The organism is Planctomycetaceae bacterium, assembly GCA_041398785.1.
Taxonomy (GTDB): Bacteria; Planctomycetota; Planctomycetia; order Planctomycetales; family Planctomycetaceae; genus JAWKUA01.
In genome coordinates, this window is sequence record JAWKUA010000017.1 from 137463 (window position 1) to 154543 (window position 17081).

Consider the following 17081-nt stretch of genomic DNA (forward strand, 5'->3'; position numbering starts at 1 on the left):
CCGCTCTCCCCGCGTCGCAGCGTCTGAACGCCGCCGTAACGACGACCCTCCCGCGACGCGGAGGGTGGAGGAATCGTCGACGATCCTGATGTTGTCCGCCGACGCCGGCGGCGTTCGTAGCTGCAATCACGTCCTCGCCCGCAACGCGGAGGGAGATTTTTCTGCATCCAGCAGAAAAATCGGGGTGAGGGCTGACCGCCGCTGGCTGGGGTAAAACGAAAGCGCAGCGACCGAGCGACAGCATCAAAGTGCGTCGCTGGCCGAAATCTGTCAGCAAAACGTGGAATCATCCATCAGACCTTCCGCTTCCTGTCGCAGTTTCCGCAGCACTCGCGACTTCGCCGTGTACACCGCGCCGACCGAAAGATTCAGTTCCGCCGCCACGTCCTTCACCGGAACAGAATCCAGCACCAGCCGGCGAAACGCGACGACCGTGGTTTGTTCGAATTCTGCTTCAATCTGAGCAAACAGGACTCGCAGCAGGTATTCGTCGTGTTCGCGGTCCCAGAGCCGCGATGCCGGACTGCTGTCGTCTTCCAGTTGCTTCACGATCTCTGAGAACTCGCTGCCGCCCGGGCTTTCCGGATGAGCTTTTCGAGTTCTCCAGAAATGCTTCGTGCGGAACGCGGTGATTTCGCGAAGCCATCTGCGAAAAGCGCCCAGACGTCCGGAATGTTTGAATTGCGGCAGTTCCCGAATCACGACCGCCATGACGTCCTGGCTCAGTTCCTCCGCGTCATGGTGTGCAACGCCGCGTTTCTGCAGCCAGCCCTGAATCAGCGGTGAGTACAGATCCGCCAGTTCCTGCCACCCTTCCGCGGACCCCGCCTGCGCACGCTTCAGTAGGCTGAGATGTGTGGGAGACATGCGGAGTCCCGAACGAAGTCGGCCACTGCGACCGACGATTTTTGAAATTGCTGACAGATCGGCGCCGCACTCTGCACTCTAACGTCCGGACACGACAAACGACACACCGTGATCCGTTTTGCGTCAGGTTTTGACGGGCCGTCATTCGTCTCGATTCCAATGTTGCAACGTGCAACAACCTCGATCGCAGCGCCGTCACACGAAGGAAACCGCCCCGGTTTAGCCCGATCCATGAAAATAGGTGCCGTCGGCCCGGCACCTTTTTCACTTGTCATTCCGCATATTTCCGTACTTGACGGGCCGTCGGAACCTACTGGGTTCCCGCCTCCGCGGGAATGACGGGGGTGTAGGTGCCGACGGCCCCGCGACACTATGAATACAGCAAACACTGACCTTCCGAATCACTCCACGTTCCATGCGCAGTCCCACGACCGTACCCGTCACTCTGGAGAACCCCATGACGAAACGCAACCATCATCGAGCGGCGTTCACGCTGATCGAACTACTGGTGTCGATTGCAATCGTCGGAGCGCTGCTGGCGCTGACGGTTCCCGCCGTGCAGTCGGCTCGGGAATCGGCGCGTCGGACGGGCTGCCAGAACAATCTGCGGCAGATCGGTGTCGCCCTGCATGGATTCGAAAGCTCGCATCGCAGCCTTCCGCCCAGCCGGGATGCTTACGACGCGCGGCATCATTCGTGGGCGACGGCCCTGCTGCCGTATCTGGATCAGGCAAACGTCTTCGATCGCTACGACTACGGCCACGCCTGGAACCACGAACTGAACGTGCCGGTCATCAAGTCGGACGTTCCCGTGTTTCGCTGCCCGTCGGCGGTTGAATCGTGGTCTGGCAAGTCCGACTACGGCGGCAACTTTGGAACAACACTCACCGGCCTGGAACCCGGCTTCAGTCGCGGACTGGGCTGGGAAGCCGGAGTCCTGCTCGTGGTGCGAATTCCCTACGGCACCATCTTTCGCAAACGGCCCGTGACGATGGCGGAAATCCGCGACGGAGCCAGCAACACGATTTCCGTGGTCGAAGATGCGGACCGCGACGCTCACGAAGGAGGCCGCTGGGGTGATGGTCACAACGGCGTCGCTCACGACAACGGCCCGGTGAATAACTCACCGTCGAGCGAAATCTACAGCCGGCACCCAGGCGGTGCTTACGTTTTGATGACCGACGGATCGGTCCGTTTTCTGACCGAATCCATGGACCTCGGCATCCTCGGCGCGCTGTGTACGCGCGCCGGCGGTGAGGTGACAGAACTCTAACGCTCACATGTTTAACCGCGACCCCTGGGGAGCGCTGTGCTGACTGAGGCACCTGACACCTCAGCCGCGTGACCATCCAATTGGCAGCGAATGCTCTTTGCTGCCAGGTGGTCCGGGAGCCTCGGCGATCGTCGGAACGCAGCGCTCGCCAGGGCTCGCGGTTAAACATGGGAGGGTCGCGGTTAAACATCGGACTCGAGTCTCATGAAACGAATTGCTTCACAGGCCATTTCCCAACCCTCAATCAGGAGACCTCACATGCGTTTCACATTTACTGTTCTGACGACATTGGCATTCGCGTTCGCCGCGGCTGACGAAGCCAGCGCTGCGCGACAGAGGTTCGGTGGCGAAGTTGTCGTGACGAATCGGACTCCGTTTGCCATTCGAGTGTGGATTCGACACGGTCCGAGGCTGCTGACCACTGCGCGCCTTGAACCCATGGAATCGGTGACGTCGCCGAGTGTCAAACTGGGGAATAATAAGACTGACCCGAGCGACTTTGAAACAATCAGCCTTCGCGCGCGGGGCCTGGAACCGCCGATTCAAGGGCGGAATGCGACAGACTTTTCGTCAGCCGCCTGACCGCCGCCATTGGAAGGTCAGGTCCATTGCCGATGTCACTACCACATTGGCTGGAAGCGACGTGCTGTTCTTCGATCTTGAGGACGGCGACTGCAACGACAATCCTGAAGACCCGGGCGATCCGCCTGGTGAAGATCCGGGTGAAACACCGGGCGAAGGCACGGAAGTCTCGACCGTTCGCATGATCGATCGGTAATGCTGGCGTCGTCAACGGGACTGTTGCTGCTGAGCCTGGCCGGCTTCGTCCTCGGTCGCACCTGCGGCGGCGGGATGAAACCGGCAGCGAATCCGTTTAGTCCCGTGCGACCGGTGCGTGGCTTCCTCACCCTCCCGCGCCGCGGGAGCGTCATCGTCGCAGCGGCGTTCAGCCGCTTCGACGCGGGGAGGGCGTCCCCGCGCCACTGCCCGCTGGCGCGGCTTGCGTCGGTTCACCCCGATTTTTCTGCTGAACGCAGAGGTCTCTCCCGCGTTGCGGGCGAGGGGAATTGGGTAGGTTTCTACGAACGTCGTCGTCGGACGAACATCAGGATTGAAAACAGCATGCAGCCGTAGGCGAACACGTCGCCTCGACGCGTGTAGAAGCTTTCCTGTTCGAACAACGGCGATTCCACAATCACCGACTGGGGACGGTGAGGAATCGCCTGTTGTTCGATTCGGCCGGTTGCCGTGACGACTGCCGTCGAACCGACGACGCCGCATCGCAGCAGCCAGCGGCGGTTCTCGATCGCTCGAAACCGAGCGATCTGCTGGTGCTGCAACAACGCCGCAGAGTCTCCGAACAGCGACAGGTTGTTCAGGTTCAGCAGCACGGTCGCTCCTTCGCGAACGGTCTGACGCACGGGTTCGGCCAGCAGGTCCTCGTAGCAGATCAGTACTCCCAGCTTCGGGCCGCCCGGCAGAGACAGCGGGGCCGCGGAGTTTCCCGCACGGTTGTTGGAACTTCCCAGCAGCGACTGCACTCCCGGAATCCACTGCTGCCCGACGACGTATTCTCCCCACGGCATCAGAAACCGCTTGTGATAACGGCCCGCGATGTCTTCGTGAGCATCGATCAGAAACGCCGTGTTGAAAACGGCCTCGCTCTCGGCCGCTCCTTCGGGAAAACTTCCGCCGGCACACAACAGAGGAACGCCCAGCCCCGGACACGGCCGGCTGTCATCTGCAAAGGTGGAGTGTTCGCGAACTTCGTCCACATCCCGGAAACTGTCCAGCACCAGCGAAAAGTCATCGACGCAGGATTCCGGCCAGACGACAAGATCCGGCGGCTCGGTGATCGCTCTGCGATGCGTTTCGCAGCCGCTGCAGGTGGTCGTCGCCGAGCGACCCCGGCTGCATCATTGCGATTCGCAGCTTGACGTTCGGCCGCGGATTCCAGCGACGTGATTCGCAGGAAGCCCTAACCTGCCGGCGACCACAACCGTCGCACAGCAGCGCATCGCGACGAATGCGGGATCTCGATATCTCTCGCGGCGGCATGAACAGCACTGGTCCGGCGCTGCAGAATTCAGCCGCGACGGCCGCGGCCCACACCATCAGAAAACTGACGCCGTAGACTCCGGTGAATTCCGCGATCTGGCACACCGGCAGAAACCCGACCTGTGAATGTCCCATCCGCCACGGAAAGATGTGCGGCCAGCCCCATTCCAGAGCGACCCAGACAGCCGGCAGCGTCAGCACGGAATTCACGCCGCGTTGTCTCAGCCAGCCGACAAGATACCCGAAGACGCCGAATCGAAACGCGTCCCAGGTGATCGCCAGAGCCGCCGACGAAGTGCCGCTCAGCAGACTAACGTGCAGATTGTCCGACGCAACTTCCGGAAACCAATAGAACGCCGTCGCGAGCCCCACGATTCCGGCCAGCAGACTGCGTCGAAAGGCCACGTGCGGCGGCTGTTGATCACACACGGCGACCGCCAGCACCAGACCAATCCAGGCTGCCACAAACGCACGTTCGTCCAGCCACGGAAGCGCCATGAGCACTCCGCCGGATACTGCGATGATGAAAGGCACAAAGCGTTTCAATCTCACGCTTTCAAGAGAAGCCACCGTGATTCGGTCAGGTCAGGATACCACGAAGCACACGAAGATCACGAAGCAATCAATGGCCGGGAAACGCGGCAGGATCGCTGCAACACCAAGCCCGAAGTCATCGCACAGGCTACGCCTCGCGCGGGTTGTGAACAACGGCGGCGCCGACTTCGGGCCCGATATCCGGATCTGCCGGTTCGGGGCTTCGCCGGCAATTCGGAATATCCTCAGCACGGACGCGGGTTGCCCCGGGTGATTGGCAAATGTCGAATTCCCTGCGGAGTGCGGTCTTGTACGAACTCATCTGCCGCACACCTTGCATTCTGCTTGACTCACCTTGCGGGGTTGCCGACAAGTTGCGGTCTAAAGAGCAACCGTTGACCGTTGAGGCACACGCCGTCAAGACATCCCACGCCGATCGCACCGATGTACGATTCCCATGACACGCGAGCCAGCCTGCTGAGCGGTTTGCGAGATTCCAGCGATGAGTCGCGTTTCGAGTACTCCTGGGAACGTTTCAACGAACGCTACACGCCTCGCATGTATCGCTGGGCTCGACGGATGGGTCTCAGTCAGGCAGATGCGGAGGAAGTCTGTCAGGATCTGATGCTGAAACTGCTGAAGCGGTTAAAGACGCTGACTTACAACCCGGATCTGACTTTTCGCGGCTGGCTGCGTGCGGTGACTCGGAACGCAGTAATCGACTTTATCGAAGCCCGAAAGCGCATGCACCCGATGGAAGACACAGCACTGCAGGCACTGGTTGACCGGCATCCGCTGGAACAGGAACTGAATCGGCTGTTTGACGAAGAATTGCTGGCGACGGCATGCGAGAGCGCGGAAGCAAGGCTGCGGCGTACAGAAACCGGCACTCGCAATTGGGAAATCTTCGTGCGTTTGCAGGCACCGGATTCCGTGCCGGATGCAATTGCCGACGAATTCCGCATTCGCCGGCACGCGGTTTACGTGGCGAAAAACCGAGTGATGGAAGTTCTCCGCGACGAAGTGAACGCCTGAATTCGGAAGGACCGCACGGCTGATCGCCAGGAAGGAACGTTTTCCGGCGGAGCCTGGAACTCAGACATCGGCGGGCGGCAACTGATCGATAATCTTTTTCAGGTCTTCGATTTCCGTGCCGAGTCCCTGCAGAATGACGCGCGAAGAACGTCGGGTGATTCGCTGGCCGGTTCGGTGAAGTCATCGCTGTCCACACGCCTGATGATTTCACGCAGTAGCTCCTGGTTTCGACGCGCAGCGACAATCTTCTACCAGCATCTGACGGATGTTCGCTGCGGCTTCCGGGGTTGATTCGCCTCGGACTCCGCCGCGGCCTGATCCAGCAGCATGCAGGAAATGCCCATCATGTACAGGTTGCGAGCCACATTTTCGATATTTTTCAGGTTGCCGGGATCTTGTTCCATAAACGGTCTGGCGGCGCGATCGAGCCTCTGCGGAAGGCTATGGCTACCTGAACTCTTCGCGCCCGGCGTGATAGTCGGCCCATGCCTGCAGCACGGTCTGCAACGCGATGTACTGCGTACGTGACATTGCCGCATCCGGAATCGGGCAGCACGCGCTTCACGAAAACCGAGCCTCCGCTTCTTCATGCTGATCCAGCGTGGCGTGACACTGTGCCAGTTTCCGAGCTGTCACGGAGGCCGTGTCAATGATGGTCTGCGGATCGCTGAAGCCGGTGGCCTGCACTGGATCCGCCTAGTTCCGCATCCCGTCGCAGATGCGCGTAAGCGCCTCGTCGGGCCGGTCGCCGTCGAGCAGTATAAGCCTGAGTTTGTTTTCAACGGTGGACAGCAGATAACGCGGCTCCGAATTATCGGGGTCTGCTTTCATCAGGGCGTTCAGCGGATTGATGGTCGACTGCAGTAGCGTGACGGCCCCATCGACGTCACCCCGGGCGAAACGAACATCGGCATCCAGTTTATCGATCCGGCATTCGTCCAGACGATGCACAAGGCTGTCGGACGCTTTACCTCTTCGCGGAGAACCGGCCTGAATCGCCCGCAGTTCCGTGACATACTCCGCCGCTTCCTCGAACCGATCCGATTCCCGCAGATTGATGATCAGGTCCTGTCGAAGTATCCACGCCTTGTCATACAGATCCTGACTCCTCCAGCGGACGACATCTTCGGCGGGCAGCAATCGGCAGGCTTCCAGCAATGCATCCGTCGCCTGCGCGCGCAGCCCCTTCGCAATTTGAAGTTCCGCCCGGCGTTCAAGAATGGATACGGTTTCGCGAATGATGTTGATATCGCCGGCGGGCCGATGCTTCCTGAACTCCGCAAGCGTGCTTTCGCCCTTTCGCAGCCATTTCTCGGCCTGGTCCGCATTCCCCTGTCGCAGTCGCAGCAGGCACATTCCGTTTTCCAGGCCGGTCCGCGCCAGCAGCAGGGATGACAGATCCCGCGAGTTCGGTCCTGCGGCGATCGCGTCGTCAATCTCCGCGAATGCTGCGTCGTACCGGTCGGCGGCCGCGTCCCAGTTGCGGTACTCGAACATCTGAATGCCCGCGAGATAGACGTGGAGTCTGGCCTGTTCAATCGCATTCCTGGCGGACGCTCGGTCGGACGCCTCACCAACGATATCCAGGGCGCGCAGCAGGAATTCGCCATTGGCAATTCGCGGGTCGAGCCGTTCCGGTGGCGGCACGTTGTCGCGTTCGTCTGTGCCTGACGATTGCTCTGCCTGCTCAGCCGGCGACGACACGCCGGGTAGCCTCTGTTCCTTTGGAAGATCCCGGTACAGCGTCTGAACGCGTTGTTCCAGGTCATCGTAAAGGCCGGAAAGTCTTGTCGACGTCGCGGCGATGGCCTTCGCCTTGCCGTTCAATTCGGCCTGCAATTCACGGTTTCGATTTCCGCTCATTATCCAAAGCACTGCCATCACCAACATCAGAATGGCGACCGACAGCAGTATCACGGCCGGGTACTTTGCCAGCAGTCGGGACCATCGCTCGGCTGCGGTGTAGCGATGTGACGAAACCGCGGACGTCGTCAGCCATGCGCGAACTTCATCGGCGATGGCACGTGCAGAATTCAGCCTTTGCGACTTGTCCGGGTGGATGGCCGCGCGGCAGATGGAAATCAGTTCCGCCGGAATCTTCGCGCCCCGAGGATGCATGACTTTCGGATGACGGCCGTTGGCGATTTGCCGCAGGCGGTCCAGAACTCGCAGCGACTTCTGTTTCGAATCCTCTTCGGGATCTGCCGGCGTAGACTGCCAACTGCCGGCGGCATCCGAATGCGGAGCCACACCGGTCAGAATGTGAAACAGGATGGCTCCAAGCCCGTAGACATCCGTTTGCTGGTCATACTCGCTGGTGTGACCGGCGGCCTGTTCGGGCGACATCCAGGCAATTGTTCCCATCGACTGTTTCGCCGACGTCAGCCGCAGCGCGTCATCGGATTCGTCGCCGCGCGCCGCGTCGTCCGCGGAATTCGTGGTACCGGACACAGATTCTTCCGAGCGATCAGCGAATCCGGCGAGTCCCCAGTCCAGCACGACAGCGCGGCCGTTTTCGTCGATGATGATATTCTCGGGCTTCAGATCGCGATGCAGAACTCCCTGCTTATGGGAGACACGCAGCGTGTCGCAAACGTCGATGAACTGCTCGATGATCGTTCGGAAATCGGGAGCGCCGCGTTTCAGAACGGGCCGACCCGATTCGTGAAGTGCCTCGATCTTCCGTTGCAATGTCGCGCCCTGAATGAATTGCATAACATAGAACTCGCGACCGTCCGGCAGTTCCCCCTTTCCGTACACGGCGGGAATTCCGGGATGCTGCAGACGACTGGTGACTTCGTACTCGCGTCGAAACCGAAAAACCCGGTCCGCCGATGCCGGCCGGTCGCGACGAAGAGACTTCAGTGCCACTCGGCGAGTCAGTCGGGTGTCGCGGTAAACGCTGACTTCTCCCAGGCCGCCTTTCAGAGTCGGACCGACATAAATCAGGGAACAGTCGAAGTCAGCTGACTCTTCCGGTGCGGTGACAGTCGGTTGATGAATGCGATCTGCCTGTTCCCTGATACGACGGACGAGTTCGGGTTTCCCGTCGCTGCTGGCCGTCGCCGCCAACTGAAACTCATCAGCGGACGACGGCATTTCGTTTGCGACAACCGACAGCTTGTCCTGGCAGTCGCGACACGATTCCAGGTGCCACTCCGCGCGAGTCAGTTCTTCCCCCGAAAGTGCTCCCGCGACCAGCGCGCGGAGGATTTCGATTGTCAGGTGTGGCGATTCCAGCGTCTCGGACTCGCTTGCGGTGAATAGTGAGTCGGCCATGAGTCTGCTTCTCGGCTTGAGGGATCCGGGAATAAATCCCGGTGGATGCCAGACTGTGAAGCGAGCAGACTATTGGCAATCTGCAGAGAATTAAACAAAACCGCCTTACGAAGGAGCTGCCGGCGACAGATTTCGCCGGCCGCTCAATCGCGGGGATCGAAAGAACAACGGCACCGCCAACACGCCCTGGTCAGACACTGGTGTCCGTTTCATTGGACACTCGGTAGGTAACGTCGGAAGCTCCCGGCAGAAGCTGCAGTTTCAGGTTGACCTGGTAGCCGCGAAGTCTCATCAACAGATATCTGTCACCCGTCGACAGCGTGACGCTGTTGCCTGACCGTGTGACGGAGTAGTTGCCCACGGAGATCTCGGCACCGCGACCGTCTTCCAGCGAGAGCACGACGTCTGACAGGTTGCCGGATGTCACTTCAACGGTCCACGAAAATTGAATTCGCGGATAACGAGCACTGGCGGACACGTAGTAGTAGTCCGTCTCATCGTCTGAAGTCAGCCGATCAGTAGTGCTGCGATTTGGCAGCCAGATTGCGTCCGACCGAACATTGTTTGTTCCGTTGGGATCGGAATCGGCCGGCGCCATCAGCACGAAATCATACCGCGCTGACCAGTTGCTTCGCCCGCTGCCATTCCATGCACGGACCCAGACGCTGTGGTCGCCGGAAGCAAGATCCGCCGTCGGAGTATACGACGCGCCGTCAACGCTGCCCTGATAGACGACACGGGCTCCGGTCGTTCGGTTGTTGACCCACAATTCGTAGTGAGTCGCGCCCCCACTTTCCGTCCAGCGAAATGTCGGAGTGGCATCGGAAGTGTCTGCCGGTCCGGTCACCGACGGAGTTGCCGGGATCGCCTGGGAGGAAACGACACAACTGTGTGGGGCCGACCAGTCACCGGGCTGGCTGCCGTTCCACGCCCGTACCCACACCGTATGCTGCCCCGGCTGAAGTTCTGCCGCCGACCGGAATTGCGTCCCCGCGATACCCGACTCGTAGAACGACTCGCCGGCCGATCGATCTGTTCGAAACCCACAATTCGTAGTGCGTTGCGTTTTCTGCATCGGTCCAGCGAAACTCCGGAGTCGTGTCGCTGGTATCCGTCGGGCCGGTCACTCTGGAGACCCCGGGCCGCTGGACCGTTTCCTGAAGCTCGAATGAGTGACCCGCCGACCAGCGCCCCGGAACAGAGCCGTTCCAGGCCCGGACCCACACGGTGTACGTGCCTTCCGGGATTTCCCCGGTCGGCGTAAACCGTGTGGAGGTGACGTTCCCGTCGTGAATCACACGGCTGTTGATGTCGCGATTGGTGACCCACAATTCATAGCGAGTCGCGTTCCCGGCGGACGTCCAGGTGAAAGTGGGCGTTCTGTCCAAAGTGTCCGCGGGACCGGTGACCGTCGAAGTTCCCGGAACCGCCGTTGTGGCCAGCGCATCGGTCTGCAGTCGCACCTGGTAGCTTTCACCAAAACCGCTCGCATCATAAAGGTAGACGCGTGCGAAGTAGGTGCCCGCATCCAGCGTCGTTTCGATGCGTTCCGGTTGACCGCCGGATCGGATCGACCGAGCGATCGTGCTGCCACTGGAGTTCTCAAGTTTCAAATCGAGATCACCGCGGAACTCATAGAGATCCGGATGCAGCTTGTAGAGATCCAACTGCACTTCGGCCCGGGAATGTAGCGTGAATTCGTAGTAGTCGACGTCACCGACCGAGCGAATGCCGCCTGTGATGACGACGTCCGCGTTGGGACTCGACCGGGTGGTTACAGCCAGAGTGTCGGCGGCAGCAGGAGTGTCGTTGAATTCCTGTTCGAAATTCGGCCCCGGTTCCCACCCGGTGCTGCTCAGCAATTGCTTCGGCTCCAGGCATTCCAGACCGGAAATGACGGAATGACTTCGCGACGCGGACCTTCGCCGCGGACGGCTGAATACGAATCGAATGATTTGAGCAAGCGTCTTACGGAACATCGGGCGTCTCCTGAAAGAATCGCGGAATTCAGCGGTGGTGCGACTTCGGCACAACAGCGTTACCCCGCGACGTCCGGAGATCTCTCAGGATTCCGCGCGAAAAATCGGAGATTGTTCCGAGAATCCCGCTCGCGGCAGAAAGGCGGCTTCCACCGACTGCAGGCGATACTTGTCACTTCCAGGCGATTCCGCAAAGCTTCGTGCTCCCCTCGAATTGCGTTCACGTACACGATCGGATCATCAGGAGCGAGACACACAACATGGCAGTCGTTGAAAAGCTTGGGCAGTTTTATCTGGGGCGCAAACATGATCTGGAATCCGGCCGGACGCTGGCTGACGAACTGCATTACGACGCCAAGGACCTGACGACTCACGCCGTCTGCGTGGGCATGACGGGCAGCGGGAAGACGGGGCTGTGCCTCTCGCTGCTGGAAGAAGCGGCCATTGACGGAATTCCGGCCATCGCCATCGATCCCAAGGGCGATCTCGGAAACCTGATGCTGACGTTTCCTCAACTGCGGCCGGAAGATTTTCAGCCGTGGATCGATCCCGGCGACGCCACCCGCAACGGCATGACCGTTCCCGAATACGCTCGGCGCACCGCGGAAACGTGGCGTCGAGGCATGGCTGAATGGAACCAGGAACCCAGCCGGATTCAGTTGCTGAAGGATTCCGCCGACGTTGCGATCTACACACCCGCCAGCAGCGCCGGTCGGCCGCTGACGGTTCTGAAATCGTTCACCGCTCCGGCTCCCGCGGTTCTGGCCGACGGAGAAGCGCTGCGGGAACGCATCATGGCGGCGGTGTCCGGACTGCTGGCTCTGCTGCAGATCGACGCCGATCCCATCAGCAGCCGCGAACATATTCTGCTGTCGACGATTCTGGAAACGTCCTGGAAGCAGAACCGCGACGTCGACATGGGAACGCTGATTCGTTCGATTCAGGCGCCGGATTTTGACCGCGTCGGTTTTCTGGATCTGGAATCCTTCTTTCCCGCCGCCGAACGTTTCAAGCTGGCGATGTCGCTGAACAACATGCTGGCGTCGCCGAGTTTCGCGGCGTGGCTGGAAGGCGAACCGCTGAACATTCAGAAGCTGTTCTATACACCGGAAGGCAAGCCTCGCATCGCCATCATTTCCATTGCTCACCTGTCCGACGCGGAGCGCATGTTCTTCGTCACGATCCTGCTGAACGAAGTCATCGGCTGGATGAGAAGCCAGCCGGGCACGTCCAGTCTGCGAGCGATGCTTTATATGGACGAAGTGTTCGGCTACTTCCCGCCGACCGCGAATCCTCCGTCGAAGCAGCCGATGCTGACGCTGCTGAAACAGGCGCGAGCGTTCGGGCTGGGCTGCGTTCTGGCGACTCAAAACCCCGTCGACCTGGACTACAAGGGCCTGTCCAATGCGGGAACCTGGTTTCTGGGCCGCCTGCAGACAGAACGCGACAAGCTGCGAGTGCTGGAGGGACTTGAAGGAGCCGCCGCGTCCGCCGGCGCGGGTTTCGATCGGTCCAAAATGGAACAGACTCTGGCGGGGCTCGGCAGCCGCGTGTTTCTGATGAACAACGTTCACGAAGACGAACCGGTCGTGTTCAAAACCCGGTGGGCTCTGTCGTTTCTGTGCGGGCCGGTGTCGCGGCAGCAGATCGAAACTCTGATGGCGCCCTACAAGTCCGATCGTCCGATAACCACGGTCGCCGCATCATTCGGCCTGAAAGCCGAAGCTTCCGGAACCGACGCGGCCGCGCGTCCGGTGCTGCCGCCGGATATCGACGAATACTTCCTTCCGGCTCACTACGACAGCGATCAGCTTGTCTATCGACCGGCATTGCTGGGCGAAGCAAAGGTCCACTTTGTGTCATCATCGCACGACATGGATCAATGGGAAGACGTGACGCTGCTGCGTCTGCTGAGCGACGATGTCGATTCCGACCTGTGGACGGAAGCCGACGAATGGGACGAAGACAATCTGCCCGAACTGCGCCCCGCTCCCGAAGCGGGTGCCGCCTTTCGAGACCTGCCGTCGGCGGCGCTGCAAAAACGATCCTATGGAAAGTGGGCTTCGGCGCTGAAAGACTTTCTGTACCGCAACCGAAAACTGGCGGTCTGGACCTGCCCGACTCTGAAGGAACACTCGGAACTGCATGAATCGGAAGCCGATTTTCGAATCCGCCTGCGACACGCTGCTCGCGAAGAACGTGATCTGCAGGTGGAAAAACTGCGATCCAAATACGCTTCAAAATTCGGGACACTGCAGGATCAGATCCGGCGAGCTCAGCAGAAGATCGAAACCGAAAAGTCCCAGAAGTCTCAGAAAACGATGTCCGCCGGACTGTCGATTTTGACCAGCGTCGCGGGAGCACTCTTCGGCCGCAAACTGAAAAGTGCCGCCACGGTTTCAAGAGCCGGCACGGCCATCCGCTCCGCCGGCCGCATCGCCGCCGAAGCCGAAGACGTCCGCCACGCGGAAGAAGCTCTGGAAGCACTGGAAACGAAGGAAGCCGATCTGAACGCGGAAGTCGAAGCCGAAGTCCGGCAGATTCAGGACTCCTTCGACCCGGACCTGATGGAACTCAGCCAGGAAGAAATCAAGCCCCGCAAATCGGACCTGAACGTCGAACGAGTCGTCCTGGTCTGGCTCCCCTACACCCTCGACCCCACCGGCACCGCCGAACGAGCGTTCTGAGGCGGCGGCACCCGCAACACCCGCCGCCACCGCGCGAATATAGTCGGCTGCGGAGAACGGCACGTCTGTCCTCACAGAACGCCGCGTTTTCGCCGTTCCGTGTCCTCACGAATTCAGTCAGTCCATTTCAGGTGCCCACACTGAATGTCAGGACTGGCAAATCGCAGTCAAAGTCGTTCAAGTACGGTGACACGTCGTGTGCTCTCGACGACTGCCGATTCCGGCGCGACGACGGAGTTGAAAATCGGGAAATGTCCTGGGAAAGATTGCATGACAACTGCCCGCGGCCATCAACTGGAGCTGTTCGATGTCGGCGAAATGCCTGAAATCGTCGGCGGGTATCCGATGATGCGATACATGGGGAGCAAGTTTCGGTTGCTGCCTTGGATTCACTCCGTTCTGCAGGAGCTTGACTTCGATCAGGCCCTCGATGGGTTCTCGGGTTCCGGATGTGTCGGATACCTGCTGAAGGCGATGGGGAAGGAAGTCTGTTCGTCAGACTTTCTGAATTTTCCAACCGTGATCGCAACGGCGACAATCGAGAATCCCGGCGTAACTCTGACGCCGGACGAAGTCGAATTGCTGCTCGCGCACGACCCGAAACATCGGCGGTTCATTGAAACGACGTTCAATGGCATCTTCTTTACGACTGAAGACCTTCGCTTTCTTGACCGAGTGAGCTGGAACCTGCCGAAGCTGGGCAACAGGTACAAGCAGGCAATTGCTGCGTCCGCGATGATTCGTGCCTGCGCGAAACGGCAGCCACGGGGGGTCTTCACAGTTGCGGGTGATCCGGATAGATACAAGGACGACCGCCGCGACCTGAGGATGAGTATCGAAGAACACTTTCTGGAACACGTTGACGTATACAACGCGGCAGTGTTCAACAACGGCCGAAGCAACCGGGCGATTCGCTCTGACATCTTCTCAGTGGGCAGCAGCTTTGATCTCGTCTACCTCGATCCGCCGTACGTTCCCCGTTCCGACGACAACTGCTACATGAAGCGATATCACTTTCTGGAAGGTCTCTCGTGCTATTGGAATAATGTTGAGATCATGGAAACAAGCCGTGTCAAAAAGATCTCAAAACCCTTCACACCGTTCTCATACAGAAGGACTGCGATCGAAGCTTTCGACCGAATGTTCGCGAGTTTTGCCGACAGCACAATCGTGCTTTCCTATTCCTCCAACGGGTACCCCGATCTGACTCAACTGAAGGAAATGCTGGGCAGATACAAGGGCACCGTTGACGTCCATCAGCGATCACACCGGTACCATTTCGGGACGCACAGCAAGGCATCGCGCAACCAGGTTGTTGAGTACCTGATCGTCGGACAATGAAGCGGTACCGCCAGACTCTCGAAGAAATTCTCTCGGCCCTGTCCCCGGTGGACACCACCTGGATGGACGATCATTCCGTTGCTGTTGTAGCGGCAATGTCCGAATTTCCAGTCAAGCCACACTATGATCGCGATGACGTCGCCGGCCTGTTGTCCGCCGATTTCAATACTGCGATAACACTGTTTCGACTGGTGCTGACACTGTGAAATGGGGACAACAACTGAAGTTCCGGATGAGTCGCAACACCAGACTGTTGGCCGTCTATGTAGATCAGCCCCTGAGCGCCGGATCTGACCGCGGCGACGTGATGCCACTCTCCGTCATTGACCGTCCGCACTGACGAGAAAGTGAATTGCGTGCGGAAGTTGCCATAAACGAAAAAAGTGATGTAGCCATCACTCTGTACCAGCACCTGGTATTCTCCGTTGAAGCCGCTATCCCTCTGCTGAACCACAACGCCGTCCGATGTCGCTGACGTGCGAATCCACGCAGCCGCTGTAAAGTCTGCCCTGCCCCCCAGTGAAGCTCCTGTTCCGACAGTGACGCGGTCGTTCACGCCGTCAAACTGCAGGCCGCCGCCAGTCACTCCGTGGGTCCGTGCGGCTCCTTCGATAGTGCCATCGCTATCGCCCACGGAATCAACCGCTGTGCTTCCTGCCGTTTCATCAAATTGCCATGACGCGATCGGTTCTGGAACAGGTGATCCGAACCCGCCGGCCTGAAATGCTCCGGTCGCGGGGTTGATGGCGGACAGCAAACAGCGGACTTCGAGCACCTCAGCGATCGGTATCTGCTTCAATCGGCGCTGCCGGACATCGGCCACCGAATGGCAGTTGGAGTTGTGTCGGGAGAAAATGCTCCGCGCGAGCCGATGCAAATGATTCATGTGTAGCCCCTGCGATTGTCATTGGTCGCGTTACGGCTGACAGATTATCAGCCACCGAATGTTGTTTCCACGACTCAACCGGTCCACGGATGAAAGCTCGTGAAAGTGTTCATGGCCTGTAATTCATCGCGTGCGTTTCGCTGCCAATCGCAACCCGCCGGACGGCACTCACTGACGGGGCAGTGTCCGGAACAGCGTGCAATCATTGGCCGTATCTCTGTGCACGCATAGAATTTGGATGATGGCATCGAGGTCGCATCCCGCGAGAAACGGCGCGGCGAAAACGTTGCGACATTTTCGCAATTCGTTTCCTGGAAAGTGAATTCCAATGCCGACTGCATCGGGAAATCGCGGAAGGCGCTGCCTGATCTGTTCCGGAAAGGTCCGCGACGGAGCATGCGTCGTTTGCGGTGCGTCCGCCAAATGCGTCAATGAGACATTCTCTGCGGGAATAGACAGCTATGCTGATGCAGTGAAGCACCGTACCCGCAGGGACACACATGCTGAAATGCGAGATCGTTTCAAGCGGGCCGTTGAATTCTCTGACCGCCTCTTGCATCTGACTTCTCCTGCGTATCGGTCCGAAATTCTCGCCACAGTACAACGTCAACAACTTGCCTGGCATCGAGCGCAAGCTCTCATCATGGTGCCTTCCAGCTTTGTTGTGCTGACCGCCGTGATGCGGCTCGCCCGCTGGATTTCGACGCGATACGAGTACGGACCTGGACCGTATTTGTTCCTGACAATCGCACTGGTCGTGCTGATCGGGTTTCCGCTGTTGATTTTTGTGGAGAATTTCGTTCCGGACGATCAAACTTACCGTCAGGTTCCCCATCCGCTGATACTGGCTGCGATGCAATTGGTCAAAATCCCTGTGTTTATGAAATCTGATTTCCTCTTCCCTGCCATCCTGTTTGCCAGTTGGCTGGTTTCCGTTTTCATCTGATCAAGCCTCACAACATCGCCCTTTGACTTCCCCTGAATACGCGAGAGATGCTGGTAGCAGCATGCTTTGCCATCAGTTTCTGCGGCTATGCAGCGGTTACCGTTCACAGCCGTCGGCAGGTTTTTCCAAAACCTGCCAGTAGTCAGGAAAAGCGTTGATTCACGTGACGCGGTCCCTGCGAACAAAGCGCTGGTGA

Annotated in this window: 15 protein-coding genes; 6 read left to right on the top strand and 9 right to left on the bottom strand. The window is 59.3% G+C overall.

The genetic code is table 11. The features are described 5' to 3' along the window. Positions 1–270: 270 nt before the first annotated feature. A complete protein-coding gene (locus R3C19_19210) occupies positions 271–867 on the bottom strand; it encodes a sigma-70 family RNA polymerase sigma factor (protein ID MEZ6062479.1) in 597 nt (198 codons plus the stop codon). A gap of 457 nt (positions 868–1324) precedes the next feature. Between R3C19_19210 and R3C19_19215 the strand changes: the two genes are divergently transcribed. Together R3C19_19215 and R3C19_19220 are read left to right on the top strand one after the other, a co-directional pair. After that, positions 1325–2140 carry a DUF1559 domain-containing protein gene (locus tag R3C19_19215; protein MEZ6062480.1) on the top strand — a complete coding sequence of 272 codons (816 nt, stop codon included), beginning with the start codon at positions 1325–1327 and terminating at the stop codon, positions 2138–2140. 553 nt (positions 2141–2693) lie between these two features. Next, entirely contained in the window at positions 2694–2918 is a 225-nt protein-coding gene (locus R3C19_19220) for a hypothetical protein (protein ID MEZ6062481.1), read from the top strand. An 11-nt stretch (positions 2919–2929) separates the two neighbouring features. Here R3C19_19220 and R3C19_19225 read toward each other — a convergent pair whose 3' ends face one another. The 3 genes from R3C19_19225 to R3C19_19235 all read right to left on the bottom strand — a co-directional run bounded on the left by R3C19_19225 (position 2930) and on the right by R3C19_19235 (position 4768). Further along, entirely contained in the window at positions 2930–3154 is a 225-nt protein-coding gene (locus tag R3C19_19225) for a hypothetical protein (GenBank protein MEZ6062482.1), read from the bottom strand. Positions 3155–3219: 65 nt separating this feature from the next. Further along, positions 3220–3996, bottom strand: a complete 777-nt coding sequence (locus R3C19_19230) for an apolipoprotein N-acyltransferase (protein MEZ6062483.1) — start codon at positions 3994–3996, stop codon at positions 3220–3222. Further along, positions 3947–4768 (bottom strand): hypothetical protein, encoded by an 822-nt coding sequence (locus R3C19_19235; protein MEZ6062484.1) that lies wholly within the window; start codon positions 4766–4768, stop codon positions 3947–3949. The genes R3C19_19230 and R3C19_19235 overlap by 50 nt, the downstream gene beginning before the upstream one ends. Before the next feature lie 408 nt (positions 4769–5176). Here R3C19_19235 and R3C19_19240 point away from each other — a divergent pair, with 408 nt between their 5' ends. Further along, positions 5177–5767, top strand: a complete 591-nt coding sequence (locus R3C19_19240) for a sigma-70 family RNA polymerase sigma factor (GenBank protein ID MEZ6062485.1) — start codon at positions 5177–5179, stop codon at positions 5765–5767. A gap of 248 nt (positions 5768–6015) precedes the next feature. Here R3C19_19240 and R3C19_19245 read toward each other — a convergent pair whose 3' ends face one another. The 4 genes from R3C19_19245 to R3C19_19260 form a co-directional block, all read right to left on the bottom strand. Continuing rightward, positions 6016–6171: a hypothetical protein gene (locus R3C19_19245; protein MEZ6062486.1), complete on the bottom strand. Its 156-nt coding sequence runs from the start codon at positions 6169–6171 to the stop codon at positions 6016–6018. 292 nt (positions 6172–6463) lie between these two features. Next, positions 6464–9046, bottom strand: a complete 2583-nt coding sequence (locus R3C19_19250; GenBank protein MEZ6062487.1) for a protein kinase — start codon at positions 9044–9046, stop codon at positions 6464–6466. A 190-nt stretch (positions 9047–9236) separates the two neighbouring features. Then, on the bottom strand, positions 9237–9893 hold the full coding sequence (locus R3C19_19255; protein MEZ6062488.1) for a hypothetical protein: 657 nt from the start codon (positions 9891–9893) through the stop codon (positions 9237–9239). 58 nt (positions 9894–9951) lie between these two features. Next, positions 9952–11025: a PPC domain-containing protein gene (locus R3C19_19260; GenBank protein ID MEZ6062489.1), complete on the bottom strand. Its 1074-nt coding sequence runs from the start codon at positions 11023–11025 to the stop codon at positions 9952–9954. A gap of 260 nt (positions 11026–11285) precedes the next feature. On the opposite strand from R3C19_19260, the gene R3C19_19265 reads away from it, so the two are divergent. Together R3C19_19265 and R3C19_19270 are read left to right on the top strand one after the other, a co-directional pair. Next, complete coding sequence (locus R3C19_19265; protein ID MEZ6062490.1) at positions 11286–13712, top strand: ATP-binding protein; 2427 nt, start codon at positions 11286–11288, stop codon at positions 13710–13712. A 270-nt stretch (positions 13713–13982) separates the two neighbouring features. After that, positions 13983–15053 carry a DNA adenine methylase gene (locus R3C19_19270; GenBank protein MEZ6062491.1) on the top strand — a complete coding sequence of 357 codons (1071 nt, stop codon included), beginning with the start codon at positions 13983–13985 and terminating at the stop codon, positions 15051–15053. A 121-nt stretch (positions 15054–15174) separates the two neighbouring features. Here R3C19_19270 and R3C19_19275 read toward each other — a convergent pair whose 3' ends face one another. Further along, on the bottom strand, positions 15175–15939 hold the full coding sequence (locus tag R3C19_19275) for a LamG domain-containing protein (GenBank protein MEZ6062492.1): 765 nt from the start codon (positions 15937–15939) through the stop codon (positions 15175–15177). 508 nt (positions 15940–16447) lie between these two features. On the opposite strand from R3C19_19275, the gene R3C19_19280 reads away from it, so the two are divergent. Then, positions 16448–16885, top strand: coding sequence for a hypothetical protein (locus R3C19_19280; protein ID MEZ6062493.1), 438 nt, complete (start codon positions 16448–16450; stop codon positions 16883–16885). The last annotated feature ends 196 nt before the right edge of the window (positions 16886–17081 follow it).